General features: G+C 69.2%; 24 protein-coding genes and 3 pseudogenes. 9 read left to right on the forward strand and 18 right to left on the reverse strand.

All coding sequences use genetic code 11. The features are described from left to right. Nucleotides 1–19: 19 nt before the first annotated feature. The 8 genes from ACFWXQ_RS24605 to ACFWXQ_RS24640 form a co-directional block, all read right to left on the reverse strand. Nucleotides 20–922, reverse strand: a complete 903-nt coding sequence (locus ACFWXQ_RS24605) for an ABC transporter permease (protein WP_383946189.1) — start codon at nucleotides 920–922, stop codon at nucleotides 20–22. After that, nucleotides 919–1,875, reverse strand: a complete 957-nt coding sequence (locus ACFWXQ_RS24610; protein WP_383946186.1) for an ABC transporter permease — start codon at nucleotides 1,873–1,875, stop codon at nucleotides 919–921. The genes ACFWXQ_RS24605 and ACFWXQ_RS24610 overlap by 4 nt, the downstream gene beginning before the upstream one ends. A 197-nt stretch (nucleotides 1,876–2,072) precedes the next feature. Next, complete coding sequence (locus ACFWXQ_RS24615; RefSeq protein WP_383946183.1) at nucleotides 2,073–2,207, reverse strand: hypothetical protein; 135 nt, start codon at nucleotides 2,205–2,207, stop codon at nucleotides 2,073–2,075. A 408-nt stretch (nucleotides 2,208–2,615) separates the two neighbouring features. Further along, nucleotides 2,616–3,422 carry an NPP1 family protein gene (locus tag ACFWXQ_RS24620; protein ID WP_383946181.1) on the reverse strand — a complete coding sequence of 269 codons (807 nt, stop codon included), beginning with the start codon at nucleotides 3,420–3,422 and terminating at the stop codon, nucleotides 2,616–2,618. Nucleotides 3,423–3,544: 122 nt separating this feature from the next. Further along, the gene (locus tag ACFWXQ_RS24625) at nucleotides 3,545–4,546 is read right to left on the reverse strand and encodes a LacI family DNA-binding transcriptional regulator (RefSeq protein WP_383946178.1); all 1,002 of its coding nucleotides are present in this window, start codon (nucleotides 4,544–4,546) and stop codon (nucleotides 3,545–3,547) included. Between the two features lie 151 nt (nucleotides 4,547–4,697). Beyond that, nucleotides 4,698–5,066: a hypothetical protein gene (locus tag ACFWXQ_RS24630; RefSeq protein ID WP_383946175.1), complete on the reverse strand. Its 369-nt coding sequence runs from the start codon at nucleotides 5,064–5,066 to the stop codon at nucleotides 4,698–4,700. Nucleotides 5,067–5,101: 35 nt separating this feature from the next. Continuing rightward, nucleotides 5,102–7,465: a beta-glucosidase gene (locus tag ACFWXQ_RS24635; protein ID WP_383946171.1), complete on the reverse strand. Its 2,364-nt coding sequence runs from the start codon at nucleotides 7,463–7,465 to the stop codon at nucleotides 5,102–5,104. 98 nt (nucleotides 7,466–7,563) lie between these two features. Beyond that, nucleotides 7,564–8,190, reverse strand: coding sequence for a TetR/AcrR family transcriptional regulator (locus ACFWXQ_RS24640; RefSeq protein WP_383946169.1), 627 nt, complete (start codon nucleotides 8,188–8,190; stop codon nucleotides 7,564–7,566). 110 nt (nucleotides 8,191–8,300) lie between these two features. Between ACFWXQ_RS24640 and ACFWXQ_RS24645 the strand changes: the two genes are divergently transcribed. The 4 genes from ACFWXQ_RS24645 (at nucleotide 8,301) to ACFWXQ_RS24660 (ending at nucleotide 11,710) form a co-directional block, all read left to right on the forward strand. After that, a complete protein-coding gene (locus ACFWXQ_RS24645) occupies nucleotides 8,301–8,858 on the forward strand; it encodes a VOC family protein (protein WP_383946166.1) in 558 nt (185 codons plus the stop codon). Between the two features lie 32 nt (nucleotides 8,859–8,890). Further along, nucleotides 8,891–9,913: a Gfo/Idh/MocA family protein gene (locus ACFWXQ_RS24650; protein WP_383946163.1), complete on the forward strand. Its 1,023-nt coding sequence runs from the start codon at nucleotides 8,891–8,893 to the stop codon at nucleotides 9,911–9,913. Nucleotides 9,914–10,117: 204 nt separating this feature from the next. Then, the gene (locus tag ACFWXQ_RS24655) at nucleotides 10,118–11,095 is read left to right on the forward strand and encodes an alpha/beta hydrolase (protein WP_383946160.1); all 978 of its coding nucleotides are present in this window, start codon (nucleotides 10,118–10,120) and stop codon (nucleotides 11,093–11,095) included. A gap of 489 nt (nucleotides 11,096–11,584) precedes the next feature. Next, on the forward strand, nucleotides 11,585–11,710 hold the full coding sequence (locus ACFWXQ_RS24660; protein WP_383946157.1) for a hypothetical protein: 126 nt from the start codon (nucleotides 11,585–11,587) through the stop codon (nucleotides 11,708–11,710). 78 nt (nucleotides 11,711–11,788) lie between these two features. Here ACFWXQ_RS24660 and ACFWXQ_RS24665 read toward each other — a convergent pair. The 9 genes and pseudogenes from ACFWXQ_RS24665 to ACFWXQ_RS24705 all read right to left on the reverse strand — a co-directional run. Beyond that, a pseudogene (locus tag ACFWXQ_RS24665) lies at nucleotides 11,789–12,183 on the reverse strand (transcriptional regulator); the annotation flags it as partial. 127 nt (nucleotides 12,184–12,310) lie between these two features. Then, a complete protein-coding gene (locus ACFWXQ_RS24670; protein WP_383946154.1) occupies nucleotides 12,311–13,297 on the reverse strand; it encodes a zinc-binding alcohol dehydrogenase family protein in 987 nt (328 codons plus the stop codon). Nucleotides 13,298–13,333: 36 nt separating this feature from the next. Next, nucleotides 13,334–13,756 (reverse strand): cupin domain-containing protein, encoded by a 423-nt coding sequence (locus ACFWXQ_RS24675; RefSeq protein ID WP_383946151.1) that lies wholly within the window; start codon nucleotides 13,754–13,756, stop codon nucleotides 13,334–13,336. A 137-nt stretch (nucleotides 13,757–13,893) separates the two neighbouring features. After that, nucleotides 13,894–14,736 (reverse strand): SDR family oxidoreductase, encoded by an 843-nt coding sequence (locus ACFWXQ_RS24680; RefSeq protein WP_383946149.1) that lies wholly within the window; start codon nucleotides 14,734–14,736, stop codon nucleotides 13,894–13,896. 73 nt (nucleotides 14,737–14,809) lie between these two features. Continuing rightward, nucleotides 14,810–15,133, reverse strand: coding sequence for a carboxymuconolactone decarboxylase family protein (locus ACFWXQ_RS24685; RefSeq protein ID WP_383946147.1), 324 nt, complete (start codon nucleotides 15,131–15,133; stop codon nucleotides 14,810–14,812). Between the two features lie 53 nt (nucleotides 15,134–15,186). After that, a pseudogene (locus ACFWXQ_RS24690) lies at nucleotides 15,187–15,988 on the reverse strand (aldo/keto reductase). Nucleotides 15,989–16,299: 311 nt separating this feature from the next. Continuing rightward, nucleotides 16,300–16,671 (reverse strand): cyclophilin-like fold protein, encoded by a 372-nt coding sequence (locus tag ACFWXQ_RS24695; RefSeq protein WP_383946219.1) that lies wholly within the window; start codon nucleotides 16,669–16,671, stop codon nucleotides 16,300–16,302. Between the two features lie 255 nt (nucleotides 16,672–16,926). After that, on the reverse strand, nucleotides 16,927–17,373 hold the full coding sequence (locus tag ACFWXQ_RS24700; RefSeq protein WP_386269154.1) for a hypothetical protein: 447 nt from the start codon (nucleotides 17,371–17,373) through the stop codon (nucleotides 16,927–16,929). Nucleotides 17,374–17,463: 90 nt separating this feature from the next. Continuing rightward, on the reverse strand, nucleotides 17,464–18,441 hold the full coding sequence (locus tag ACFWXQ_RS24705) for an FAD:protein FMN transferase (RefSeq protein ID WP_383946142.1): 978 nt from the start codon (nucleotides 18,439–18,441) through the stop codon (nucleotides 17,464–17,466). Nucleotides 18,442–18,496: 55 nt separating this feature from the next. Between ACFWXQ_RS24705 and ACFWXQ_RS24710 the strand changes: the two genes are divergently transcribed. The 5 genes and pseudogenes from ACFWXQ_RS24710 to ACFWXQ_RS24730 form a co-directional block, all read left to right on the forward strand. Further along, complete coding sequence (locus tag ACFWXQ_RS24710; RefSeq protein WP_383946139.1) at nucleotides 18,497–19,357, forward strand: helix-turn-helix domain-containing protein; 861 nt, start codon at nucleotides 18,497–18,499, stop codon at nucleotides 19,355–19,357. A 272-nt stretch (nucleotides 19,358–19,629) separates the two neighbouring features. Continuing rightward, nucleotides 19,630–20,526, forward strand: a complete 897-nt coding sequence (locus ACFWXQ_RS24715) for a helix-turn-helix transcriptional regulator (RefSeq protein WP_386269156.1) — start codon at nucleotides 19,630–19,632, stop codon at nucleotides 20,524–20,526. A 25-nt stretch (nucleotides 20,527–20,551) separates the two neighbouring features. Further along, complete coding sequence (locus tag ACFWXQ_RS24720) at nucleotides 20,552–21,571, forward strand: aldo/keto reductase (protein ID WP_383954300.1); 1,020 nt, start codon at nucleotides 20,552–20,554, stop codon at nucleotides 21,569–21,571. After that, a complete protein-coding gene (locus ACFWXQ_RS24725; RefSeq protein ID WP_383954298.1) occupies nucleotides 21,465–22,205 on the forward strand; it encodes an FAD-dependent monooxygenase in 741 nt (246 codons plus the stop codon). The genes ACFWXQ_RS24720 and ACFWXQ_RS24725 overlap by 107 nt, the downstream gene beginning before the upstream one ends. A gap of 15 nt (nucleotides 22,206–22,220) precedes the next feature. Continuing rightward, a pseudogene (locus tag ACFWXQ_RS24730) lies at nucleotides 22,221–22,707 on the forward strand (SUMF1/EgtB/PvdO family nonheme iron enzyme); the annotation flags it as partial. A gap of 270 nt (nucleotides 22,708–22,977) precedes the next feature. Here ACFWXQ_RS24730 and ACFWXQ_RS24735 read toward each other — a convergent pair. Continuing rightward, nucleotides 22,978–24,012, reverse strand: a complete 1,035-nt coding sequence (locus tag ACFWXQ_RS24735) for a Gfo/Idh/MocA family protein (protein ID WP_386269158.1) — start codon at nucleotides 24,010–24,012, stop codon at nucleotides 22,978–22,980. Nucleotides 24,013–24,077 lie beyond the last annotated feature (65 nt).

Here is a 24,077-nt window from a genome sequence, read left to right on the forward strand (position 1 = left end):
GCTCGTGTACCGGCAGGCATCAGTCGCGCAGGCCTCGGTCGAACCGGTGCCGCAGGTGATCTCCGGCCTGGTTCAGGGAGAACACGGTCAGGAAGATGAAGGCGGCGGGAACGAAGACGATGTGCGGGAAGTCGCTCAGGGAATCCTTGCCGTCGGAGATCATTCCGCCCCAGCTCGGAGTGGGCGGCGGAATGCCCATGCCGAGGAAGCTCAACGACCCCTCGGCGACGATCAACGCGGCCATCACCACCGGCAGAAAGGCGCCGAGCGAGGGAATCAGGTTGGGCAGGATCTCCCGCGTCAGGATCCGTCGATCAGTGGCACCCAACGTACGGGCGGCGGTGACGAAGTCCCGTGAGGCCCAGGCGAGCGTGTTCGCCCGGGCCAGCCGGATGAACGCCGGGATGACCAACAGCGTGAGGCCGACGAGGATCGTCCGGAGACTCGGGGTGAGGACCGAGGCGAGCGCGAGCAGCAGGATCAACGGAGGGAAGGCCAGCATCGCGTCGGTCACGAGCCGGATCAACGAGTCGGTTCGGCCCCGCAGATAACCGGCGACCATGCCGAGCGCCCCGCCCGCCATGGAACCGATCGTCCCCGCCGCCGCGCCCACCAGAAGGGACACCCGCGCTCCGTACACGCATCGCGACAGCATGGAACGGCCCAACCGGTCGGTGCCCAACAATAGGTCCAGCGACCCGAGTTGGGGTGCAAGCCGCGGCGCGCCGATTGGTCTGTCGTAGGGAGCGAGCGGCAGTACATCCGCGAACACAGCGGCGAGGATCACCGCCCCGAGCCAGAGGTAGGCGAGGACGGCGAGGATCCCCCTGGGCTGACGCACCGGGGGAGTCACCGGCTCCGTCGGTGTCCTCTCCACTGTCGAGCCGACCGGTTTCTCGATGGTGTGCTCGGCTCCTGTCATGCGGCAGCCGCCCTTCTGACTCGCGGGTCCAGCCAGCTGTAACTCAGGTCGACCAGCGTGTTGATGACCACGTAGATCACGACGACGAAGACCACGATTCCCTGGACGGCGATGAGGTCCCGGGACACGATCGAAGAGACGATGAGCTGTCCGAGGCCGGGGAGCGAGAACAGGGTCTCGACCACGACGGTTCCACCGATCAGCCGGCCGAGGTTGATCCCGGCAAGCGTGATCAGCGAGAACGACGACGGCCGCAGGGCATGACGGAACATCACGTAGCCCCGGCTCATCCCTTTCGCGCGCGCCGCCCCGATGAAGTCCTCACGCATGGTGGAGATCAGGTCGGCGCGCAGCGTCCGGTGAAAGGTCGCGATCTCGGTCAGGGCGATCGCCACCGCGGGCAACAGAGCACCCCGTAGGTTCGCGCCGAGCCCGTCGGCGTCGACGCTCGCCCAACCGCTGACAGGGAACCAGCCGAGCTGCAACGCGAAGAAGTAGATGAGCAGCGGCCCCGCGATGAACGCGGGGACGGACAACAGCACCGATGAGAGTGCGGTCGTCGCACGGTCCAGCGGAGTGTCCTGCTGAGCGGCGGAGGCCACGGCCAGGAGTACGGCGACGACCAGTGAGATGGTGAGAGCCAGTGCCGCGAGTTCCAGCGTCACCGGCAGTCGGTCCAGGACGGCATGCAGGACCGATTCATTGGTCACCGGCGACGTGCCGAGATCGCCGGTCACCGCCCCCGCGAGCCAGTGCCAGTACTGCTCCCACAGGGGCTTGTCGAGGCCGAGTTCGGCGTTGAGTTCGGCGACGGCCTGGGGCGTGGCGTTCTCCCCGAGGATGACGGACGCGGCCGAACTGGGCGCGAGACTGAGCAGCGCGACCGACCCCATCGTGACGAGGAGCACGACGACCAGGCTGCGGACGATACGTTTCGCGGCGGTGAAGATCACGCACCTCCCTTCCGTGAAGGGCACACAGCTGGTTGGAGGGCAGTGGGCGGGAACGTCGATGACCGTTCCGGTTTGCCGTCCGACCACGTTGCCGGTGGCTGGGTGGCCCCATGGTGATGCCGGTCACGCCCCGGTGAGTGCGCGGAGTCCGCTCAACGGGACGGATTGTGTGAAGGGGTACGGTCGGCGTGGCCGGATCATGCCGTCCCGTCGACGGCAGGTGCGTGCCGGATGCCGTCGCAGGCGCTGTCGTACGCGGCTCCGAAGGTGGCGAGCACGATCATGAGGTGGCCGAGGTGCCGGCGCAGTTCGGGCCTGTGGTTGAAGTCCATGCCGTAGACGCCGTAGACGGCGATGGGTCTGCAGGCCCGCTATTCAATGGGGCGGTCCGGCGCACGTCGGGTACGGGGGCAAGTGGTTCTCAGGAGGGCGACCGTGACCGCTTCCTCGGTAACGCACCCGGCCCCTGCCTGGACGCCTGCCGTTGGTTGTACAAGCGCGAGGCCGCCGCCCTGGCTTGAAAGTCAGGGGCTAGGTGGGGGTCACCGCTCACCCTGGTAGCCCTGAAGCAGGGTGCCAGTGCGTCGGCTCGCGCCCCTTCTCGCTGTGCCGCCGATCAAGGACGCTGTCGGTGCATTCGTTTCGTGTCCCGCCGGAGTCATCCGGCGGGACAGAGCGCTGTCTGTGGGAGAGATGCGTATGCCGACTCGTGGTAGGCAAAGCGCATGGCCTGAGCTCGCTCAGGCGTTGGGGTCGAAGGTGATGCCGGCCGGCATGGCCTTGGTGAGGTGGGCCGCGAAGTTGGCGTCCTTGAGGCCGAAGTTGGCGCTGCCGAAGTCGTACGCGCTCAGCTTGTCGCGCAGACCCGCCGGGTAGCCGTTCCAGCCGACCAGGGCTGGGTAGCGCCAGGTGCCGTAGCCGTTCTCCGGCGGCTCGTCGTTCGCGTCGGCGAGACGGAAGTCGTGCGTGCTCAGACCGTCCTTCCGGTACACGATCTTGGGGTGGTTGCCGTCCCAGCGGACGTCACTGGCGGCGTGGACGTTGAATTCGCCGTGGCTGGACGTGGAGACGTACTTGGCCTGGTCGTTCTGCACCCAGACCGCGACGTGCTCCCAGTCGTGCCGGTGGCCGCCGACCGTCGCCTGGTCCTTCTCGAAGTAGAGACCGTAGAGGATCACACACCAGCCGTTGTTGCACTTCTCGCGCGAGTAGCCGTTGGTGTTGTCGAGGTCCGAGGTGTCGTGGCACTCGCCGCTGACCGAACCGGACGGCTTGAGGCCGCCGTTGATGTCGCCGTTGGGTCCGATGGCCGGCGTGGGGTAGCAGCCGTTGGTGTCGTAGTCGTACGCCGGCTGCCACTTCTGCTCCAGCGCGTCCGCGTTCGCGGGCAGGGCGGTCGGCGGGGCGGCCAGGGCGCTGCTCGGGAGCGCGATGACCAGCGCGACCGAGCTTCCGAGGATGAGCGAGGCCCTGCGTATGCGCGCACTTCTCTGCACAGAGTCCTCCTGAAGGACCGCGGGGGGTGAGGGCAAGCGGTTGCTTCGCATGCCTGAGCTACTCTCACTTGGTTGATTGAGTGACTCAAGCTTCTGTGAGTGACGTGCGAATGAAGGGTCAACGAACAGGCAGGCTGGGGGAGTTGGGCGGGATGGCCGTTCTCTGACTACGGCTACTTCGACCGGGCCGTCGACTCACGGGCAATCACCGCGACGTCGGCCGCGGTGTCCCGCGGAGGGAGCGGACGGCCGTCTGCCTCGTGGAGAGCGTAGGCGGCGAAGTGGCGGCCGAGGCCGGCGATGTCTATCCCGACGCTGGAGAGCGACGGGACGAACATCGCGGCCATGGGGGTGTCGTCGTGGCCGATCACCGCGAGTTCGTCCGGGACGGACACCCCCGCCCGGACCGCCGCGCCCACCACGGCCGCCGCGCTGTCGTCGTTGTACCCGGCGACACCGGTGACACCTTCGGCACGCCAACGCCGCACAGCCTCGGGTGCGGAGCCGTCGCGGTGGTCCACCTGCCGGACGTCGAGCGGACCGAGCCCGAGTTGGGCGGCGGCCCGCTGCGCCACGTGTACGCGATGGTCGAGCAGGGATGTGTGGGGCGCGGTCGGAGTGGCGAAGGCGATCCGGCGATGGCCCAGTTCACCTAGGTGACGGACTTGAAGTGCGGTTCCGGCGGTGAGCGCGGGCCAGTCGTCCAGGGTCACCGACTGCTCGGGGCCGGGGACGATCCTGGTGATGCCGCAGGCGTGCATCGAGGCCAGCTCGTCAGTGTCGAAGGGGGTGAATCCGAGGACGACGTCCGGGATGAGCAGCTCCCACAGGGGGCGCGCTCCGCCCGCGGCGTACCGGGTGCAGGTGACCAGGGAATAGCCTGCCTCGTCCAGTGCGAACGTGGCCTCGTCCAGGTGCTGTTGCAGGGTGAGGCCGGTTGCCCAGTCCGGCAGGACGAACAGGATCACCTTGCTGCTGCCGCGCCGCAGGGTCTGGGCCGCCCGGTGTGGGCGGTAGCCCATGCGCGCCGCCTCGGCGAGCACCCGCCGACGCGTGCCCTCGGGGATCGTCTGCCCCGGCGTGTCGTTCAGGACGAACCCTACGGTCGCCCGGGAGAGCCCCAGTGTCACGGCCACGTCTGCCGCCGTGACCCGCTTGCGTCCCGTCGTGCCCACGGAGCCCCTCTTCTCGCTCACGAGCCGTTCGCCGCGCCCCGTGGTTTCGTCGCACATGCTACTTGCACGTGCTGTCCAGGAGGGCGATCGACGGTGGACCCGAAACGGGCATCGCGGTCCCCCGGGCACAGAGGCGGGCACAGAGACGTGCTCAGGCATGGGCCGCCTTCTTCTTGGGGCTGCGGAGCAGTCCGGTGCCCGCGCCCACCGAGACCAGGCCCATGGCAGCCGCCGCCGCGATGCCCTTCGTCCCGTCGAGGGCGAAGTAGAGGCCCACGGCGGCACCGGCGTTGAACAGGAACAGGAACCAGAGCACCGGCCTGGAGCCGAGGAAGTCCCGCACCCGCTGCTGCCTCATGAGGATGGTACTCGTCACGAACGAGACGACCATCCCGGCGACGGTGACCACCTGCTTCTGCGTGCCTTCGAAGACCTCTCCGGAGACGATGGCCGCGGCGATCGCGGCCATGAACACGAAGAAGAGCGCGAGCAGCGAGATGACCGACATCTGCTCTTTCACGGTGGTGCCTTTCGAGTGGAGGGCGCATGTGGGGGTCATGCGTGATGCGTCACGGCCTCGGAGAGGTAGGAGCGTCGGCCGGCCAGAGCGATGGTGTCGCCGGTGATCTCGAAGCGGCCCGTCGCGCGGATGTCGTCGGAGGCGGCGCCGACGGACACCTCGACCGGGCCGGGCTCCAGGACGAACGTGCCGTCGAGGCCGACGTAGCCGAGCTGGCTCATCCGGACGGTGAACTCGACGGTGGCGGTGGCGCCGGGGGAGAGGTGGACCCGCTGGAACCCGACGAGTTCCTGTGCGGGGCGGGTGAGGCCGGTGGCGGTGTCGTGGAAGTACAGCTGGACGACCTCGTCGCCCGCCCGGTCGCCGGTGTTGGTGACCGGCACGGTCACGGTGACCGACCCGTCGACGGGAACCTCGGAGGCGTCGAGGGACAGCTCGCCGTAGCGGAACGTCGTATAGCCCAGTCCGTGCCCGAACGCGAACAACGGTGTGGCGGGCAGGTCGAGGTAACCGCGGTGCATGTCCTGGTCGGTGCGGCGGTAACCGCTGCCGGTCTTCTGGCCGTGGTGGACGGGGATCTGGCCCACATGGCGCGGGATGCTGTACGGCAGTCTGCCGCCCGGCTCGGCGGTGCCGGCCAGGATGTCGGCGATGGCCCGGGTGCCCTCCTGCCCGCCGTAGAACGCCCAGACGACGGCGGCCAGTTCGTCCACGACTGAGCTGATCGTGAACGGCCGCCCGGTCTGTACGATGCCGACGGCGGGGGTCCCGGTCGCGGTGACCGCCTTGACCAACCGCACCTGTACGGCGGGCAGTTCGATGTCGGCGGTGTCGTGGCCCTCGCCCTCGGTGCCGTCGGGGAGCCAGCCCGCATGTCCGCCGAGGGCCAGGATCACCACATCGGCCTCGCGGGCGGCGGCCACCGCGGCGCCGGTGTCCTCGGACTCGGCCACGCTGGTGACCTCGGCGTCGGGCAGGGTCAGCCGTACGGCCTCGGCGAGCGAGAGCGCGTCGTACTCGGCGCGGATCCACCCGTCGCCGCTCGAAGCCGCCGCGACGGCCATCTCGGCGGCCAGCGACGAGGCCGAGCCCTCCGACACCGACTCGGTGCCCGGCATCGCCGAGCCGGCGGCCGAGCGCATGAGCATCTTCCGCATCGCCGGATAGGTGTAGGTGGGGAAGGCGGCCGAGACGTCGTCGGCGAGCGGGCCGACGACCGCGACCCTGCGGATGCCGGGTGCCAGGGGGAGGACAGCATCCTCGTTCTTCAGGAGGGTCACCGACTTGCGGGCCAACTCCCGTGCCAGACGGGTGCCTTCGGCGGCGGTGCGCCGGATGGCGATCGGGTCCTCGTCGACGTACGGGTGCTCGAAGAGGCCGAGGGCGAACTTGTCGCGCAGCACGCGGCGTACGGACCGGTCGAGTACGTCCTCGCCGATGCGGCCCGCCCTGACGGCCTCGGCGAGCGGGGCACCGTAACCGGCGGCGTCGGGCAGTTCGACATCCAGCCCGGCAGCCAGGGCCAGGACGCCGGCCTCCTGGCTGTCGGCGGCGATCCGCTGCCGTGAGGCGAGCCACTCGATGGTCATGTAGTCGGCGACGACGGTGCCGGTGAACCCCATGCGCTCGCGCAGGAGTTCGGTGAGGATCGCGTGGGAGGCGCCGATGGGTACGCCGTCGTACTCGGAGTAGGAGTTCATCACCGAGGCCAGCCCGGCGAGTTGGATCGCGGCCTCGAAGGGGCGGGCGTGGACCTCGTACAACTCTCGTGCGCCGACGGCGGTCGCGGCCATGTTCTGGCCGCCCTCGGTCACGGCGTAGCCGAGGAAGTGCTTGGCGGTGGCGAGGACGTCCTCGCCCTGGAGGCCGCGGACGAAGGCGACCCCCAGCGCGGAGACGAGGTACGGGTCCTCGCCGTACGTCTCGTGGACACGGCCCCACCGGGCGTCCCGGGCCACGTCCAGGACCGGGGACAGGGCCTGGCGCATGCCGATCGCCCGCATCTGACGGCCGACCAGGGCTGCCATCCGCCCGACCGACTCGGGGTCCCAGGTCGCGGCGAGCGCGATTCCCGTCGGGAAGACGGTGAACCCCGGCGCCATGACGCCGTTGAGAGCCTCGTTGTGGAAGATCGCGGGAATCCCGAGGCGGGTCTTCTCCACCAGGAAGCGCTGGATCCCGTTGACCGTGCGGGCCACGTCGGCGGGCGGTTTGGCGCCGAAGCCGGCGAGACCGGAGACCTGGCCGATCCCGTGGCCCATCCGCGCCGCCAGCCGCTCCGGATCAGGGCCGTCGGGTCCGGCGGACAGGCTGGGCCCCATGACGGAGGTCAGCTGGAACGCCTTCTCCTCCAGGGTCATCCGGGCCAGAAGTGTTTCCGCCCGCGCCATCGGGTCCATTGCCAAGCTCCTCTGCCGACCGGTCACTAGCTCGTGCTAGTGACTATCACTGCCCAGCAGCGCATTGCGAGGGGTGTGCGCGAAGTCTTTCGGTGGCGTCAGCGATCCTGGCCGAAGAGCACCCTGGACGCGGCCTCCCATTCCCGGACCAGGTCGGCGCCGTCCGGGTCGCGCAGCCACTGCAGTTCCAGGCCGTCCATCGTCGCCAGGATCTGCCGGGCCAGCGACTGCGGCCGGTCGGTGACGGCCTCGGCCAGCTCGGCGAGACCGGAGACCGCACGCTGATGCCGGGCGAGGAAGTACGCGTGTGCGGGGTGGCGTGGCTCCAGTGATTCCGCCGCGAGTACGGCGTGCAGCCGCACGATCTCCGGCTGGGCCGTGTTCCGCCGTACGATCGCGGCGCACACCTGTGGCAGGTCGACCGTCCTCGGCTCGGTGCTGTCCGTCAAGTCGTCGTCATCCGTGCCGAGTTGCGCGGCCAGTCGCAGTGCGTCCTCGGTCTCGGCGTGCTCCAGGACGGACACGAGCAGCCCGTCCTTCGAGCCGACATGGTGCAGCAGCCCCTGGACGGTCAGCCCGCAGCCGTCGGCGACATCCTGCATCGACAGACCCCAGAAGCCCCGCTCGGCGATGAGCCGTGTGGTCACCTCCACGATCTGCCGCCGCCGCTGGGCGGCAGGCAGACGGGGTCGGTCACGCCGGTAAGCCGGGACTTCCTCAGCCATGTTCACAGGGGCCTTCGTATCAAGACATCTCTTGTCGGCGCACATCCGGTGTTGTAATTTGCAGCTTACCTCTTACCTAATAGGTACTCGGTAACGATGGGAGTGAGCCGATGCACCAGTCCTCTGAGTCAGCTGCGCTGCCTGGAGCCATCAGTCAGATCGGCTATGTCGTCCGCGATCTCGAAGAGGCGATGGGCAGCTGGCTGTCGCTGGGGGTCGGCCCCTGGCACGTGATGCGCGGGTTGGCCCTGCACGCGCTCTACCGTGGTCAGCCCTGCACGGCCACCGTGTCCCTCGCCCTGAGCAACTCCGGTGATGTGCAGCTCGAGCTGATCCAGCAGGAAGACGAGACACCCAGTATCTACACGGAGTTCCTGGCGTCCGGGCGGGAGGGATACCAGCAGCTCGCATGGTGGGTCGACGACCTCGACACTTCGGTCGAGACCGCCGTCCGGGCCACCGGCTGGCCCGTCGTGTGGTCCAGCGACGACGCGAAGAGCCAGATCCGGTACGCGTACCTCGAAGCGCCCAACGGCCCGGCGCATGTCGTCGAGATCATGGAGCGCTCGGCCGGCACGGACGGCTTCGCGGAGATGCTGCGCACCGCCTCGGCCGACTGGGACGGCAGCCGGCCGATCCGCTCCCTGGCCCCGGACGGCACATCCTGACATCCGCACTGCCACCATCGGAGGAACGAAGAATGCCAGAATCCCGCTCGTCCAGTGAGATTCGCTGGGCGATCGTCGGAACCGGCGACGTGTCCCGGCAGATAGCCGCGGACCTCGCGGCCGTTCCAGAAGCGCGGCGAGCGGCCGTACTGTCCCGTTCCCTCGACCGGGCTCGCGCTTTCGCCGACGAGTTCGGCTTCGCGCGGGCCTTCGACGACCTCGACGCCCTTGTGGCCGACCCCGAGGTCGACGCGGTCTACCTTGCGACACCGCACGCCCTGCACGCCCCGATGGCGCTGCGGGCCATCACGGCCGGCAAGCACGTCCTGGTCGAGAAGCCGCTCGGGGTGGACGCGGCCGAGGCACGGGAGATCGCTGCGGCGGCACGCCGGCGCGGTGTGTTCGCGATGGAAGCAATGTGGATGAAGTTCAACCCGAGCTTCCGGGCCTTCGTCAACCAGGCGAGGTCCGGCCGTATCGGCGACATCCGTACGGTGCGCGGCTACTTCGGGCTGCCGTTCGGGGTGGCGGACTCGACCCGGTGGTCGGCCGAACGGGCCAGCAGCACCCTGCTCGACCAGGGGATCTACCCCGTCACCCTGGCACTCGAACTGCTCGGCAAGCCCAGCGGGATCACCGCCGACGGCCAGGTCCGCTCGGACGGCGTCGACCTGACGGAGTACGTGACGCTGCGGTACGACGGTGGCCAGGTCGCGCATCTGGCCGCATCCATGGTGCAGTTCATCGAGCCGACCGCCTCGGTGAGCGGTACCGCCGGATGGATGACGATCCCCGCACCGTTCATGAGAGCCACTCAGTTCGCGACCCACGCCCTGGACGGCGCGTTCACCGGCGAACTCTTCTCGTCCCCCGAGATCTCGCGATTCGACCGCGAAGGCAACGGCTACGTGCCCATGCTCCGTGCCGTGACGGAGGCGATCCTCCGTGGCGACACGGAACACGCGTGGCACCCGCTCCGGGCCTCCGTCGAGGTCTTCGACGTGCTCGACGGTATTCGGTCCGCCCTGCTGTCCTCCCTGACTTCGAACGGCTGATCCGGGGCGTCTGTCGGAGCCATCGGTGTACGCCCCAGCTCTTGTCGTCGCTCGGCCGTTGCTGTTAGCTACTAACGCGCATTAGTGACGGATGGAGAGTCTCCTCGTTGGAGAAGGCGGTGCCCACCACTCACGGTGGCCTCCTGCTGGTTTCAGCCGTCCGCCCGATCACACATGACGGAGCCGAACCAGAAAGCGCACCCCATGACTGAAGCCATCGCAAGGCCCGCGTTCGACGCCGAGAGCGTGGCGCCGTGGCTGGCGTATCCCGGGAATGACCTCAGTGGTCGGCCCACTGGTCTCGACGCGGAATCGCTGGCGCGAGTGCGGGCCTACGCACCAGCCGATCAAGAAGCCCTGCTTTTGGGACGGCAGTTCACGGCCAAGGACTTCGACATCGCGACCCCGGCAAGGCGGATGACGTTGTCCGTGTTCACGCCGGAGGCACGCGCGACCAAGGCGCCGGGGATCTACTGGATCCACGGTGGAGGCATGATCCTGGGAGACCGCTTCGGCGCCGGCGACGCTCTCGACATCGCGGAGCCCAACGGGGCTGTCGTTGTCTCGCCGGAGTACCGGCTGGCCCCTGACCACCCTGCTCCCGCCCCCATGGACGACGCCTACGCCGGGTTCCTCTGGTTCGCGGACCACGCCGAAGAACTCGGCGTCGATCCCACACGCCTGATTCTGGCCGGCGGCAGTTCGGGCGGCGGCCTCGCAGCGGCCACCGCACTGCGGCTTCGCGACGAAGGCGGCCCGTCGATCGCCGCGCTCGTCCTGCTGAGTCCGATGCTGGACGACCGTATGACCAGCGTGTCCTCACGGCAGTACACCGACAGCGTCCCCTGGACCCGCAAGAGCAACGAATTCGGCTGGCGCAGTCTGCTCGGCGACCGGGCGGGCACGGACAACGTCTCGATCGACGAAGCACCCGGCCGCGCGGACGACCTGGCGGGACTGCCGCCCACGTTCATCGACGTCGGAAGTGCCGACCTCTTCCGCGACGAAGACATCGCCTTCGCCTCCACGATCTGGGCGTGCGGTGGAAACGCCGAACTGCATGTGTGGCCCGGCGGATACCACGGCTTCGAGCAGATGGCACCGACCTCCACCCTCGCGGTCACGGCCGTCGCCGCACGCAAGAAGTGGCTCGACCGAGTCCTCGGAGCCGCGCAGCAGTAGGCCCCGCCCAGGACGGCCGGCGATGAGAGGGTCCGGCCGGGCGCGGAGTTGGCGGTCACACCGCACCTCGACCGGCTGGGGTCGGACGGCGCGTTACGACAACGCGTTCGCGACCGCACTCGTATGGTCACCGTCCCGGTCGTCCGTGATCACCGGGTGCTATCCGATGGCGATCGGCACCATGCACCACCGGACGAAGGCAGTACCGCCCGCCGAGGTCCGGCTGCTTCCCGAGTACCTCAGGGCGGTTGGTTACTACAACTTCCTGACGGACGTCCAGGTGACGGTTCCATCGACCATCGTGGCCTTCTGGAGCGACCACGGGCTGGGTATGCCTCGGGGGAAAGCGGTGGGTCGTGGTGGGTCACCGAGTCCGGCCTACGAGAGCCGCTTCTCATACGCCGGCGACGTGAGCCCGAACGGTCAAGCAGCCGGACCTGGCACGCGTCCGCGGCCGAACGCGACGATCTGCGCGCCCAGCTCCAGCTCATGGCCCGGATCGTCCAGGCCCTGGAGCCGGAGAACCACCAGTTCAACGAGGCCAACAAGGAGCCGGAAGCGCAGTTGACCGACCGTACGGCCGTCCCCGATCTCACCCGGCGACGGCGGCGCTGACGCCGACATGCCGCTGGGCCCGGCGCCCGCTACCGCTTGCAGTCGTCCTCGCGCGGCGCGCAGTCCACATGGCAACGGTCAGTCGGCTCCCTGCTCAGCGGGGTAGCCGGCGTCCTGAGTGGCGGCCCAGGAGGCGAGTCGACGCAGTCCCTCCTCGGAGGCCGAGCCCGGTTCGGCGGTGGAGATGGTGAGGATGAGGCCGGGTTCGACGGCCATCTCCAGTCCCTCGTAGGCGAGGGTGACCTCGCCGACGGTGTGTTGGTGGAAGCGTTTGGTGCCGGTGCCGTGGTGGCGGACGTTGTGGGCGCCCCAGCGGGTGCGGAAGTCGTCGCTGCGGGTGGACAGTTCGCCGACGAGTTTGTGGAGGTCCTCGTCGTGCGGGATGCGGCCGGCTTCGGTGCGCAGGATGGCGACTGCGAGGTCGGCGGCCTGGTCCCAGTCGGGCAGAAGCGGCGGGAGGCGGGCGGAAGCGCACGGGTTCGCGGAATCCTGTCCTCGAACAGCGCAGAACCCGCGCGCGGCACCCTGTGCAAGTGAGGTGCTGCCTGCGGGTTCTGGAGCGGTAGCTCACTTGGGTGGCGCGCCTGCGTGGCGCTGGTGTCAGGGAACGGTGAGGACGATCTTGCCGTGAGCCTGGTGGGAGCGGAGTCGTTCGGCGGCCTGGGCGGCGGTGTCGAAGGACAGGGCGCAGTCGATCAGGGGCCGTACGCGTTCGTCGGCGACGGCGTCCAGCAGCTGTTGTCCGGCGGTGGCGATGACGGTGCCGAGTTCGGCGGGCCGAGTGAAGCCGAAGGAGACTCCGGCGATTCGCAGGTGGCGGTAGGAGAGGGCATTGAGGTCGATGGTGGATTCGGGGGTGTCGAGGCGGCCGATGTTGACCACAGCGCCGTCGACCTTGGTGGCGGGGAGGCAAGCTGCGAAGGTCCGGCCGCCGACGTGGTCGAGGGCAACTTCGGCGCCTTCGCCGCCGGTGGCGTCCAGCACTGCCTGGGTGAGGTCCTGTTCGTCGGTGATGACGACGGTGTCGGCCCCGGCCCGCTTGAGCAGGTCGCGCTTGGCGGCGGTGCGGGTGGTGGCGATGACCTGTCCGGCGCCGAGCGCCTTGGCGATCTGGACGCCGATCAGACCGATACTGGAAGTGGCGCCGGTGATCAGCACCGACTGGCCGGCCTGGAACCCTGCGACCATGAGGGCACCGTGCTCGGTGAGCAGCCCCGTGGGCAGCGCGCACGCCTCCTCGCAGCGGAGTTCGTCGGGTACGGGAAGGACGTGGCGGTGGTCGGCGAGAACGTACTGGGCGAAGCTGCCCGGAGTGGTACCCATCACCCGCTCGCCCACGGCCAGGGTGTCGACGCCGTCGCCGACGGCGGTGACCTCACCGGCGAACTCGTAGCCGGCCTGGTACTCCTTGCCGGTGCCGCCCGATGTGGGGTCGGCCTCGGCGAGCATGGAGGCGTCGGCGTTGTTGAGGGCGACCGCGCGGGCGCGCACCACGATCTGCCCGGGGCCGGGCTGGGGTACGGGGACCTGGCGGGCGGTCCATTCGGGTCCGGTGCCGCCGAACAGGGCGGTCATCGTCTCGGCCATGAGCGGGTGCTCCCTTGTGGGCGAGGTGTGTGGGGGTCAGTGGCTGCTGCGGGTGCGCTTGGCGTGGTACTGCGCGTCGGTGACGTGCTCCAGCCAGGTCGTCTCGGGCCGGTCGTCGTCGGGCGCGGTGCCGTCCCACAGGGCGAGGTGCTGCATGAAGTTCTCCTCGGTGGCGCCGTGCCAGTGCTCCTCGCCGGGCGGGCAGCTCACGGTCTCGCCGGAGTGGGCCTCGTAGACGATGCCGTCGCGGGTGCCGATCAGGGCGATGCCGGCGGTGACGTGGAGGGTCTGGCCGACGGCGTGGTGGTGCCAGGCGGTGCGGGCGCCGGGGGAGAAGCGCACCATGTTGGCGCGGATACGGGACGGCTCCTTGCCTGCTTGGATGACGTCGAACCAGACGTCCCCGTTGAACCACTCCGCGGGTCCTTTGCCAGTGGGCTGGGGCTTGACGAATTCCATGACGGGTTCTCCTTGCGTCGTGCGGGAAGAGGGGGTGGTGCCGCGAGTGATCGCGGTGGACAGCGGGAGGACGGTGGCCAGAGCGGCTGCGCGGTGCAGGACGTTGCGCCTGCTCCAGCCGTCGGACATCGGGTGCATCAGGCCGCGTCGTCGTGGGACAGACCGGTGCCCAGGGTGCGGGAGGCGGCGGCCTGCTCGGCGATCTCCTTGCCCTTGGCCTCGACAGCGGGCACGGCGTCGTCACCGGCGACGAACCGCAGCGGCGGGGTGTCCAGGTCGATGACCTTCAGTAGGGCACCGGCGAGCTTGGCGGGGTCGCCGGCCTGCCGGCCGTTCATCGACTGCCACATCTTCGTCGTCTCCGCGGTGCGCTCGGCATAGTCCTCGATCGAATCGTCCGCCCAGCTGGTGGAGGCGTCCACCAGCAGCTCGGTGCGGAAGAACCCGGGCTCGACGATCGTGGTCTTGATGCCGTAGGGCTCGACGTCGAAGCGCAGGGATTCCATCCAGCCCTCGGCGCCGAACTTCGAGGCGGCGTAGGCGACGCAGAACTCCTGGCCGATCACACCGGCCAGCGAGGAGATCGTCACGACGTGTCCAGCGCGCCGGGTGCGCATGACGGGCAGGACGGCGCGTGTGATGTTCATCGGGCCGAACAGGTTCGTCTCGATCTGCGCCCGCATCTGGGCGTCGGTGATCTCCTCGAAGTACCCGGCCTGGAACGTGGCGGCGTTGTTGATGAGCACGTCGATGCGGCCGAACTTGTCCGTGGTGGCCTTGACCGCGTGGCGGGCGGCGTCCGGGCTGGTGATGTCCAGGGCCAGGGCCAGCAGATTGTCCCGCTCGCCGCCGAGCGCGTCGAGGACCTTCCGGGGGTTGCGGGCCGTGGCCACGACCTGGTGGCCGGCGTCCAGGGCCTGCCGGGCGATGTCGGTGCCCAGGCCGCGTCCGGCGCCGGTGACGAAGATGACCTTGCTCATGAGAAAAACTGCTTCCTTCTGTACTGTCCGGCCCCGGTGGTGGGGCCGCTCGGTGGTGCGGGTGTGTGGTGGGCTAGTCGGCGTCCGCGAGGATCGCTTTGAGCTGGCCGGCCGCGCCCATGGCGTTGGGCCATCCGGCGTAGAAGGCCAGGTGGGTGATGGCCTCGCTCAGTTCTTCCTTGGTCAGCCCGTTGTCCATCGCGAGGTTGAGGTGGAAACCGAGCTGATCGCTGCGGTACAGGGCGATCAGGGCGGTGACGGTGACCAGGCTGCGGTCCCTGGGGGACAGGCCGGGCCGCTCCCAGACGTCACCGAAGAGGACCTGGTCGGTCAGGTCGGCGAGTTTGGGGGTTGTGCCACCGATGGCCTGCTGTGCCGCGGAGGGTTCCTGCGTCATGGCGTATCTCCTTGATCTCTGCCGGGGCCGGCAGGAGGTGAGAGGGGGGACGGTCACTTCTCGATGAGCTGCCCGTACTCCTCCTGGAAGCGGTCCCCGACGGCCTGCGAAAGGTTGTCGAGCCGGGCGAGCTGGTCTGCGGTCAGGACAAGGGCGTCGGCGGCGGTGTTCTCCTCGACGCGGGAGACCCGCTTGGTGCCGGGGATCGGAGCGATGTCTTCACCCTTGGCCAGCAGCCTGGCCAGCGCTATCTGGGCCGGTGTCGCCTCCGCCTGCTCGGCCACCGCCTGGACCTTGTCGGCGATGGCCAGGTTGCGCTGGAAGTTCTCGCCGGTGAAGCTGGGGTTGCCGACGCGGAAGTCACCCGGGTCCAGGCCCTCGATGGAGCGGACGGTGCCGGTCAGGAAGCCGTGCCCGAGCGGGGAGTAGGGGACGAAGCCGATGCCCAGCTCGCGGACCAGCGGCAGGATCTCCTCCTCGACCTCCCGTTCCCGCAGCGAGTACTCCGTCTGGAGCGCGGTGATCGGGTGGACGGCGTGGGCCCGGCGGATTGTTGAGGGCCTGGCCTCGGACAGACCGATGTGCCCGATCTTGCCCTCGGTGATCAGCTCGGCCAGCGCGCCCACGGTCTCCTCGATCGGCGTGCCGGGGTCGACGCGGTGCGAACTTCGTGGCCAACACCACCCGGTCGCGCCGTCCCTTCAGGGCGCGACCGACCAGTTCCTCGTTGAGGTACGGGCCGTAGATCTCGGCGGTGTCCAGGAAGGTGACGCCCAGGTCGAGGGCGCGGTGGATGGTGCGAATCGACTCCGCGTCGTCCGAACCGGATCCGGTGTAGAAGTCGGACATTCCCATGGCTCCCAGGCCGATACGGGAGACGTCCAGGTTCCTAAGTTTGATGTGCTGCACGGCGGCCTGTTCTCCGTTCTCCGGAACATTCCGGAAAGGGCGTCCGGCGCCGCACGCCGGATGATGTGCAAAAGTCCTTAGCGGTGAAGGCTCGGCCGTTTACCGGAATTCATTTCCGGGTTTCCGAGAGGGCCTCATCACCACGTCATCCACCTTGGCACCGCCTCGCGCACCCGAAAAGAGGAGAGATTCTTCCGGGGAAGGATCCTTCCCCCCTTCGGGCAGGACCGTCCGGTGCAGGCCGGTCCTTGCTGTGGTCAGCCGGTGCGGTCGATGGTGACCTCGGCGGTGCCGTCGTGTCCGGCGAAGGCGTCCAGGCCCTCATCGATCGCGCCGAGCACCACCATGCCGGGGGCCGGAACCGGCGGGCCGGCATGCTCGTAGTAGACGGCCAGGCCAGGCAGGCCGGGACCAGGCGGCCAGTAGACCAGCTGACCGGCCTGGTAGTCGGTCTGCCGGTCGTTCTCGGCCGTGGCGAGCGGTTCGGGCAGCGAACCGTACAGTTCCCGTTCCAGCATGTCGCTCATCTCCACCGTCACCGGGAGCACGGCAGCGAAGGCCCGCGAGGTGGCATTGTCGGCCAGGGTTGCTTCCGTGGTCGTGTCCCCGATGCGCAGGCTGACCTTCATCCCGCTCACGCTCTCGGTGCTCGCCGGGCCTGGTACCCGGGTTGTCGCGGAAGGCTTCGCCCCAGAGGCGGAACGATTGTCCCCTGTCGCGTCGTTGCCGCACGCGACGACGCCAAGGGTGAGCGAAATGGCCCCTGCCACGCACAATGCTCTGCTTTTCACGCTGTCCTCTCGATCGGGTCGATTGCGGCTTGCGGACTTTCTCCGGAATGCCGTCGGTCATGTCCAGAATTACGGCCTGTTTCGAGGCGGGTGTTATTGCTCGGCGTCTTCCTTGATCTGGTTGAGGGCGGCGTTGAATCCCTCGGGGGTGTGGCTGGATCCGGCGAGGCGATCGATGTGCACCTCGTCGATGTCGCGGCCGACGACCGTGTCGGGGATCGTGTCGGCGAAGCGTTTTTGCAGGTCGAGTGAGGTGGGGTCGGTCGCGTGGGGTTCGACCGTGACCTTGGTGATCACGTCGTCGGCGAGGGTGAGGGTGACGCCGATCGACGAGTCCTGGCTCCCGTACTCGCCGGTCGCCTCGTATCGTCCGTCCGCGTACTGCCCGTTCCCGCTCCGCTCCTGCGCCGGGGTGCTGGGGCTGCTGGGCGAGGACGGCGGGGAGCCCTCGGTGTCGGTGGACGAGCAGCCGGCCGTGGCCGTGAGGGCGGAGACGCCCATCATCGCGGCAACGGTGAGTTTCCTGCTCAGCGCACTCATACGGTGTGTCCCTTTCCGCAGGGTTGCTTTGTCGCGGACGCGTGCGGCTGTATGCCGCACGCGTCGGGTGGGCCGGCTTTCCGGGGCCGGTCAGGTCCGGTCGGTGGTGAACAGGGCGCCGTCGAAGCCGCCGAAGGTGTCGGTGCGGACGTCAGCGAGCATGCGGACGCACGTGAACGGGAAGCTGCCCGCGAGCCGGTGTGCCGGGGTGAGGAACAGGGCCGTGGCCAGCGCGTCCGCGACGGCCGCTCGGTCGGCGACGACCCAGGTGGCCACGACGTCGTTCACGGGAGTGCCGGTACGGGCGTCGAGGACGTGATGCAGTCCGGCGCCCCAGGCGCGACGGGTGATCGCCGAGGCGCACAGCGCCGCATCCCGCACGCTCGCCACCCCGATCACCCGCCCGGGCTCTGCGGGATGCTCCATGCCGACCCTGATCGGATGCTCGCCGGCATGGCGCAGGTCGCCGCCGGCGTCGACCACGAAGCGGGTGATCCCGGCCTCCCGCACCAGGGCGCTGACGAGATCGACGAGGCAGCCCTTGCCTGCCGCGCCGACATCGATCACCAGCGGACGGTGGGTACGCAGCACCGGGCCGTCCCACCCGATGTCCCTGCTCCACGCCGGACGGGCGTCTGCGTGTGCCGCGCGTGCTGTGCGCGGTGGGGGGGTGAGGGAGGACGCCGGGTCGTAGCCGAGGAGTTCCAGGTCGCGGCCGACCAGCGGATCCACCGCCCCGTCCGTGAGGGCCGCCAACTGGTCGTAGAGGCCGAAGAGGTCCACGGCGTCGTCAGGAAAGACGAACCGGCCGCCGCTGGGCGCGGCGGCGATCTGCGAGACGAGCGAATCGGGGCGGAACCGGGAGTACGCGACGTCGAAGCGGTCGACCCTTTGAAGGATCTGCCCGCGCAGCGCGGCGCGAATTGTCCGCGGTGCATTCCTGCATGACCTTGTCTCCTGTATTCCTCGGGGCGGGATTCCGTACCGTGGTGCGTCCTCGCACAACAACAGGCTTGCAGTGGCCCGGCCGTCCGCCCAGAGGAGAAATTCTTCCGGGGAGGAGAACATCCAGGGAAGAAACCTTCCCTCCCACCGACGCGGTTTTGGGTGGGACAGTGGGCCCATGAGCAGCAACCGCAACGAGCTGGGAGATTTCCTCAAGGCGCGCCGCGCCGAGCTGACCCCGCGCGCCGTCGGCCTGCCCGAAAGCGGCGGCCCGCGCCGGGTGCCCGGGCTTCGTCGCGAGGAGGTCGCACAGCTCGCGGCGATCTCCACCGACTACTACACCCGCCTGGAGCAGGGCCGCCTGCCCGCCTCGGCGCCGGTGCTGGAGACGCTGGCCGAGGCCCTGCATCTTGATGAGGACCAGCGCCGCTACCTGTTCGGCATGGCCGGCAAGGAGACCGCCAAGCCGCGCCGCCGCGCGGTGCAGAAGGTCCAGCCGCAGCTGCGCAGGGTCCTGGACGACCTCACCTCAACACCGGCGATCGTGATGGGCCGCCGCATGGACGTCATCGCGTGGAATCCGCTGGCGGCGGCTCTGATCACCGACTTCGGAAAAGTGACGGAGAAGCACCGCAATTACGTGCGGATTCTTTTCACCGATCCGATGATGCGCCGACTGTATGCGGACTGGAAAAGCGTCGCGCGCACGGCGGTCGCGCAATTGCGGATGGAGGCGGCGAAGTATCCGGACGATCCGCGCCTGACCGCGCTGGTCGGGGAGCTTTCCGTGCAGGACGCCGACTTCCGAAAGTGGTGGGCCGCCCACCATGTCGCCACCCTCAGCGTGGGCACCAAGGTCCTGCACCATCCCGTCGCCGGAGAACTCTCGCTGGACTGGGACACCCTGAGCGCCAGCACGGACCCGGATCAGCAACTGGTCGTGTGGACGGCCGAAGTCGGTTCCTCCACCCACGACGGGCTGCGCATCCTCGCCTCCTGGGCCGCCGCCCGCCAGCCTTCCGCTGACACGGCCGAATGACCGACCCTCACATGTTCCTCGGTCGGCTCGGCGCGGCGAGCGGCGCCGTGGCGGATGCGGCTCGTGCGGCTGCGCAGGTGAGAGTCATCACTGCTCTTCCAGGTACTGGTAGTACCTCGCAGGCGCGTGCCCACCGGCCTAGCGTGGAGGAGCCGGCGCAGATGATGCCGATCAGAAGGAGTTTTCTCGTGCCTCTGCCCCCGCCGAAGCCATCCTCCGCCACGGGCGATGCCGTCCGGGATCGCCGTGGCACACCAGCGCGGAGTCCGGCCGTGGCCGCCACTGACAGGAAGAACCTGGCCGCCGAGGTCCGCGAGTTCCTCGGCACCCGGCGGGCCCGGATTACCCCCGAACAGGCCGGTTTGCCGGTCTACGGCGGCAACCGTCGCGTCGCAGGTCTGCGTCGTGAGGAGGTCGCCCTGCTCGCCGGCATGAGCGTCGATTACTACGTCCGCCTGGAACGCGGCAACCTTGGCGGCGCCTCCGACTCCGTCCTCGAAGCGCTGGCGCACGCCCTGCAGCTCAACGAGGCCGAGCGCACCCACCTGTACGACCTGGCCCGCGCGTCCACTCCCGCTGGTCGGCGGCCCACCGCGACCTCCTCCCGAGTTCGGCCCACCATCCTGCGGCTGCTCGACTCGATGACCGGCGTACCGGCATTCGTGCGCAACGCCCGCTTCGACGTTGTGGCCGCCAACGCCCTGGGCAGGGCCCTGTACGCGCCGCTCTTCGACTCGCCGCTGTTCGCCCGGCGCGGGCCCGTCAACAGCGCCCGCTTCCTGTTCCTGGACCCCGCGGCCCAAGGCTTCTGGGTCGACTGGGACAAGGGAGCCGACGACGCGGTCGCCTTCCTGCGCGCCGAAACAGGCCGGGCACCGCACGACAGGGCGCTGACCGACCTGATCGGAGAGCTGACGACCAGGAGCGAGGACTTCGCTCATCGGTGGGCCCGCCACGACGTGAAGTTCCACCGCTCCGGCGTCAAGAACTTCCACCACCCGCTGGTCGGCAACCTCGCGCTGCCCTACGAGGCCATGGACCTGCCCTCCGATCCGGGCCTGCGTCTCAACTTCTACACCCCCGAACCGGACTCCCCAGAGCGAGAGGCCATTGACCTGCTCGCCAGCTGGACGACCACCGGCACCATCGTCCCGGCCGGGAACGACTGACCCCACGAACCAGGAGAACCTCTTCATGCAATACCGACCGCTCGGCCGCACCGGCGTCCAGGTCAGCCCGCTCTGCCTGGGCGCGATGATGTTCGGCCCCTGGGGCAACGAGGACGAGGCCGACTCGATCCGCATCATCCACCGCGCCCTCGACGCCGGAATCAACTTCGTCGACACCGCCGACGTGTACTCCGCCGGAGTCTCTGAGGAGATCGTCGGCAAGGCCATCAAGGACCGCCGCGAGGACGTGTTCCTGGCAACCAAGTTCTTCATGCCAATGGACCCCGACGACCCCAACCAGCGAGGCGGCTCCAGGCGCTGGATCATCCGCGAGGTTGAGAACTCCCTTCGCCGCCTGGGCACCGACCATATCGACCTGTACCAGGTCCACCGCCCCAGCCCCGACACCGATGTCGCCGAAACCCTCGGCGCCCTGTCCGACCTCGTCCACCAGGGAAAAATCCGCTACATCGGCTCCTCGTCCTACTCCGGCTCCCAGATCGTCGAGGCCCAGTGGACCTCGCGGGAACGGAACCTGGAGCGGTTCGTCACCGAGCAGCCGCCGTACTCGATCCTCGTCCGTGGTATCGAGGAGGACGTGCTGCCCACCGCGCGCCGCCACGGCATGGGCACCCTCACCTACAGCCCCCTCTCGGGCGGCTGGCTCTCCGGCCGCTACCGCAAGAACGCCACCGAGAGCCCCGCGTCTGCAGCACGTCCCCAGGCCCGGTTCGACATGAACACCCCCGCCAACCTGCGCAAGCTGGACGCCGTCGAGCAGCTCGCCGTCCTGGCGGAGAAAGCCGGCCTCACCCTCATCGAACTGGCCGTCGCCTTCGTCATCCACCACCCCGGCGTCACCTCGGCGATCATCGGACCGCGCACCATGGAACAGCTGGAAGCCTTCCTGCCCGCCGCCGACGTCGCACTGTCCACTGATGTACTCGACGCCATCGACGACATCGTCGCCCCCGGAGTCACCGTCAACCCCGTCGACAACAGCTACGGCGACTTCGAACTCCGGGCCGACCAACGGCGACGCTGAATGGCGGATACAACGGAACGCCGCACAGCCCGGCCTGCTGGGACTGTTCGCCGGGCATTCGTCCGATGACCTCACCCGCTTCTCGCAGTTCCGTCTGCCTCGCTGGCACACCCGGCGCATCGTGCTGGTCGGCGATGCCGCCCATTGCATCGACCCCCTCTCCGGTCTCGGAGCCCACGCGACCCTCCTCGGGGCATCGACACTGGCGCAGTCGCTGCCCGCCGCCGGAGAGGACGTGACCGCCGCGTTCGCCGCATACGAAGCCCGCATCAGGCCGTTCGTGCAGTTGAGCCAACGCGTCACCGCGCGTCGTGGCCAGCACGGCCCGGGACGGCTCCGCGGGGTCGATCCGGGCCAGGACCTTGGTGCGCTCGTCGAGGGGCTCGAAACCGTGCGTGAACAGCGGGGCTTGGCCGAGGTGGCGTTGTGGGCCGGATCAGTCGCCGTGTGCTGCCTCCTGTTCTGCCTGCCACTGCTCACCACGATGGCGGTCCGGGGTCCGCCGAGGAAGCCGGTGACGGTGCGGCGCTTCTGGCGACCATCCCCGCACCATCGGGGATGGTCCCCAGCTCCCCGACCTCGTCTTGGACTACAGCGACTGCACCTCAGGCGCGAGCGAGGCGAGCTGAAGTGATGGTTGCCTTGGCGGAGTTCGGCGTACGTCACCGAGGCCGAACGGTCCTGTTTGGCCGTACGTCTTCGCTGGCTTTCTGCCCGCGGCACTGCGCCGCGGCGTGCCTCGCCTGCCGCACACCCCAGGGTGGTGCGGTGTGACCGGGGCCGACTGGTCCAGGCTCGAAGGGCCGGGCAGCTCGGTGACCGACCGGGTCGACCATCCTGTGGGCCATGTGTTGTGGAACGACGCGAACGCTTACTGCCGCTGGGCCGGGGCCAGGCTGCCCACCGAGGCGGAATGGGCGTACGCCGGGCGCGGTGGCCTCATACAGCGCCGCTATCCGTGGGGCGACGAACTCGACCCGGCGGGCGAATACCGGTGCAACATCTGGCGCGGGGCGTTTCCGGCGAAGAACACCACCGCCGATGGCTACCGCGGCACGGCGCCCGTCCACGCGTTCAAGCACAGCGACTTCGGTCTGTGCAACATCTGCGGCAACGTCTGGGAGTGGTGCGCCGACTCGTAGACGGTTGGCCACGGCCGCGCGGGGCTCGTCCCGGCGGGAGGAGAGGCACTCGCGACGGCTCCCGGACACGCCTCACGGTGAACGACGCGGTAGGGCGGGTCAGGTCCCGGGGCAAGGTCCGAGTCCGGGGTGTCAGGACAGGATGGTCGCCGTCCGCCCTCGCTGCCGGGCAGCGAGGGCGTCGACCTTGCTGTCTGAGATATCCGCATTATCCGGTTTGCCGGAGTTGCGCGGCGAGGGGCGGTCGTGCCGCCGCCCGAGGGGTCAGGGCAGGCGTACGACTTCGCCGGTGGCGGCGCTGGTGCGCGCGGCGTCCAGTACGGTCGCGGTGGTCACGGCGTCCCAGGGGTCCACGGGCAACGGCCGGGTGCCACGGAGCGCGGCGGCGAAGGCAGGGTAGAAGAGGTCCCACTCGCCGCGGGCGGACGGTGCGGGCTCGGTGTGGTCGCCGCGCAGTACCTGGCCCCAGCGCGGCTCGGGCTCGATGCCCCAGCGTTCCCCTTCCGAGGCCGGGGAGGCGCCCGCGACCAGCAGGTCTTCCTGGCCGTCCACGCCGTCGACCACGTACGTCCCCGTGGTCCCGGTGGCGCGGAAGCGCGGGCCGGGGGCGCCCTGTCGCCAGCTGCCGGACAGATGTGACAGGGCACCGCTCTGGTGGGTCAGTGCGACGAAGACGTCCTCGTCGAGCCCCTCGCCGTTTTCGCGGCTCCGCATCTCCGCGTACACCCGCTCGACCGGACCGGACAGGACGAGTGCCTGGTCGACCAGGTGGCTGCCGAAGTCGAGCAGGGTACCGCCGCCCGCGGCCGGCGGGCCGGGCTCGGGCTGGAACCGCTCGAAACGCGACTCGAAGCGGGTCAGGGTGCCGAGCGCACCCTCGGCCAAGAGCCGGCGCAGAGTCAGGAAGTCGGAGTCCCAGCGCCGGTTCTGATAGACCGTCAGCGGCACCCTGAGCTGCTCCGCCAGCTCCGTCGTCTCCCGCGCGGAGGCGGCGTCGAGCGCGAACGGCTTGTCACAGACCACCGCCAGGCCCAGCCTCAGCGCCTCCTGGGCCAGCGGCACGTGGGTGTCCGCCGGGGTGGAGATCGCGACCGCCTCGGCTCCGGCCCGGGCCAGCGCCTCCAGCGAGTCGTACGCCGGCCGGTTCAGCTCGTCGGCCACCTGCTTGCGGCGCTCGGGCGAGGCGGTGACCACCCCGAGGAACTCGCAGTCCGGCGTGGAGGCGAGCAACGGCGCGTGGAAATACCTGCCGCCGAAGCCGTAGCCGGCCAGTCCGATGCGTATGGGCGCGTCCGTCATGTGTGGTCCTTGCCGTCGTTCTCGGAGAGCCGGTACCAGTAAGGCTTCAGCAGGCCTCGGAGTCC

Source organism: Streptomyces sp. NPDC058697 (assembly GCF_042715345.1).
GTDB classification, from domain to species: Bacteria; Actinomycetota; Actinomycetes; order Streptomycetales; family Streptomycetaceae; genus Streptomyces; species Streptomyces liliifuscus.

What these genes read in the sequence shown, in the direction of transcription:
- ACFWXQ_RS24685 (WP_383946147.1), bottom strand. Translation starts at nt 15,133, where the DNA reads ATGACGCAGGAACCCTCCGCGGCACAGCAGGCCATCGGTGGCACAACC.
- ACFWXQ_RS24675 (WP_383946151.1), bottom strand. Translation starts at nt 13,756, where the DNA reads ATGGAATTCGTCAAGCCCCAGCCCACTGGCAAAGGACCCGCGGAGTGG.
- ACFWXQ_RS24660 (WP_383946157.1), top strand. Translation starts at nt 11,585, where the DNA reads ATGGCCCGGATCGTCCAGGCCCTGGAGCCGGAGAACCACCAGTTCAAC.
- ACFWXQ_RS24705 (WP_383946142.1), bottom strand. Translation starts at nt 18,441, where the DNA reads ATGTTCTCCTCCCCGGAAGAATTTCTCCTCTGGGCGGACGGCCGGGCC.
- ACFWXQ_RS24645 (WP_383946166.1), top strand. Translation starts at nt 8,301, where the DNA reads ATGCACCAGTCCTCTGAGTCAGCTGCGCTGCCTGGAGCCATCAGTCAG.
- ACFWXQ_RS24710 (WP_383946139.1), top strand. Translation starts at nt 18,497, where the DNA reads ATGAGCAGCAACCGCAACGAGCTGGGAGATTTCCTCAAGGCGCGCCGC.
- ACFWXQ_RS24700 (WP_386269154.1), bottom strand. Translation starts at nt 17,373, where the DNA reads ATGAGTGCGCTGAGCAGGAAACTCACCGTTGCCGCGATGATGGGCGTC.
- ACFWXQ_RS24620 (WP_383946181.1), bottom strand. Translation starts at nt 3,422, where the DNA reads ATGCGAAGCAACCGCTTGCCCTCACCCCCCGCGGTCCTTCAGGAGGAC.
- ACFWXQ_RS24670 (WP_383946154.1), bottom strand. Translation starts at nt 13,297, where the DNA reads ATGGCCGAGACGATGACCGCCCTGTTCGGCGGCACCGGACCCGAATGG.
- ACFWXQ_RS24650 (WP_383946163.1), top strand. Translation starts at nt 8,891, where the DNA reads ATGCCAGAATCCCGCTCGTCCAGTGAGATTCGCTGGGCGATCGTCGGA.
- ACFWXQ_RS24615 (WP_383946183.1), bottom strand. Translation starts at nt 2,207, where the DNA reads ATGGACTTCAACCACAGGCCCGAACTGCGCCGGCACCTCGGCCACCTC.
- ACFWXQ_RS24735 (WP_386269158.1), bottom strand. Translation starts at nt 24,012, where the DNA reads ATGACGGACGCGCCCATACGCATCGGACTGGCCGGCTACGGCTTCGGC.
- ACFWXQ_RS24720 (WP_383954300.1), top strand. Translation starts at nt 20,552, where the DNA reads ATGCAATACCGACCGCTCGGCCGCACCGGCGTCCAGGTCAGCCCGCTC.
- ACFWXQ_RS24725 (WP_383954298.1), top strand. Translation starts at nt 21,465, where the DNA reads ATGTACTCGACGCCATCGACGACATCGTCGCCCCCGGAGTCACCGTCA.
- ACFWXQ_RS24640 (WP_383946169.1), bottom strand. Translation starts at nt 8,190, where the DNA reads ATGGCTGAGGAAGTCCCGGCTTACCGGCGTGACCGACCCCGTCTGCCT.
- ACFWXQ_RS24680 (WP_383946149.1), bottom strand. Translation starts at nt 14,736, where the DNA reads ATGAGCAAGGTCATCTTCGTCACCGGCGCCGGACGCGGCCTGGGCACC.
- ACFWXQ_RS24695 (WP_383946219.1), bottom strand. Translation starts at nt 16,671, where the DNA reads ATGAAGGTCAGCCTGCGCATCGGGGACACGACCACGGAAGCAACCCTG.
- ACFWXQ_RS24655 (WP_383946160.1), top strand. Translation starts at nt 10,118, where the DNA reads ATGACTGAAGCCATCGCAAGGCCCGCGTTCGACGCCGAGAGCGTGGCG.
- ACFWXQ_RS24605 (WP_383946189.1), bottom strand. Translation starts at nt 922, where the DNA reads ATGACAGGAGCCGAGCACACCATCGAGAAACCGGTCGGCTCGACAGTG.
- ACFWXQ_RS24635 (WP_383946171.1), bottom strand. Translation starts at nt 7,465, where the DNA reads ATGGACCCGATGGCGCGGGCGGAAACACTTCTGGCCCGGATGACCCTG.